This window comes from Mesorhizobium sp. SARCC-RB16n (assembly GCF_008520305.1).
Classification (GTDB): Bacteria; Pseudomonadota; Alphaproteobacteria; order Rhizobiales; family Rhizobiaceae; genus Mesorhizobium.
On sequence record NZ_ML703267.1, the window covers coordinates 1 to 1,340 of the forward strand.

1 protein-coding gene is annotated in these 1,340 nt (G+C 61.2%); it reads left to right on the forward strand.

The window, feature by feature from the left end; translation table 11 throughout:
- Nucleotides 1-116: 116 nt before the first annotated feature.
- The gene (locus C7I87_RS14890) at nt 117-1,250 is read left to right on the forward strand and encodes an ABC transporter substrate-binding protein (RefSeq protein ID WP_246696282.1); all 1,134 of its coding nucleotides are present in this window, start codon (nt 117-119) and stop codon (nt 1,248-1,250) included.
- Nucleotides 1,251-1,340 lie beyond the last annotated feature (90 nt).

Sequence of the window (1,340 nt, forward strand, 5' to 3'; positions counted from 1 at the left end):
ACGGGCACTGTATGGTTTGCGTCGAGGGTACAGATTGTTGGAGATGGTCCCAACTGTCTCTATCGGCCGACGCATGTGCGCTGTAGCGGGGCACGTTGTGAGCCTCTGGTAAACCTTTGGACTTCGAACGCATGCCATCTGTATCGCGGCGTGAGCGCTCCGGAGAAGCGACGATCAGGATCGGCGCCCTCGCTCCTTTAACTCGCCCCGGCTGGGTTCAGGCGGGCAGACATTTGCTCGCCGGCCTTGAGTTTGCCGTCAGCGAAGTCACCGGCGCCGGCGGCGTCGCCGGGAGACCGCTTGAGCTTGTTGTCCGAGACACGGCCGCTGATCCAAAAAAGGCCGTCGCGGCGGTGGATGAACTGGCTCGCTTGGGCGTGGTGGCACTAGCCGGAGAGTATCACAGCGTCGTCGCTCGCGCTGCGGCTGCCCGGGCCGACGAGCTCGGCATCCCGTTTCTCTGCTCTTCGGCGGTACTCGACAGGCTTACAGAACGACCGACGAAATGGGTCGCGCGCCTTGCTCCGCCCCAGTCTCGCGGATGGCAAATATATGCAGACTTCCTCTCGCGCGCCGGCCATCGTCGGATCGCAGTTGCGTCCCAGCAGAGTGTCTACTGGGCGTCTGGCGCTCACATTCTGCGGGATCATGTTCACTCACGAGGCGGGTCCTTAGCGGAAATCGGCATGAGCTCGCTTGACCCTTCATCTTTGTGCGACCAACTCATCGACCATCGTGCAACAGTCGTTCTTCTTCTGGTAGGTCATCCAGAGCCAGCAATCTCGATCGTCAAATCAGTTCGCAACGACAGCCGCCTCGCCACGATCCAGATCGGCGCTCCAGCCGGGCAACCAGAGTTCGCGGAATGGGGCACGTTGCTAGGTGAGGATAGCGCTGCGATCCCGTTCCTGCGCTACCGGCCGGAGCACTTCAACGCGCTCGGTTCATATGTCGAAAGGGCTCTCCGTGAGAAGTTGGGCGAAGCGCCCTCCTTCGTTGCCCTGGAAGGCTACGATACCATAGTCGTCCTTGCCGATGCGATGCGGTCCCACGGCATTGAGCGGAACAGCATCGCCGAATGGTGGCCCCACACAAGGGTCGACGGCACCCGCGGCAAGATTCAGTTCTTCCGCACACCAGGCACGACGATTTGGCAGTGGACTGGTGCGCCAATCCAAATCGTCGAAAGAACTCCAGGCAACCCGGCGCAAATTCGGACCCTTTACAATGTTGCGGACCCGAATGGGTGACAAAGGAGTGTAAGCGCGGCAGGGGCAAGCACAGTGCCGCCGTCGCCAGCCTCCTTCTCCGCCCGCTTCTAAAAGCTGACTAGACCTGCG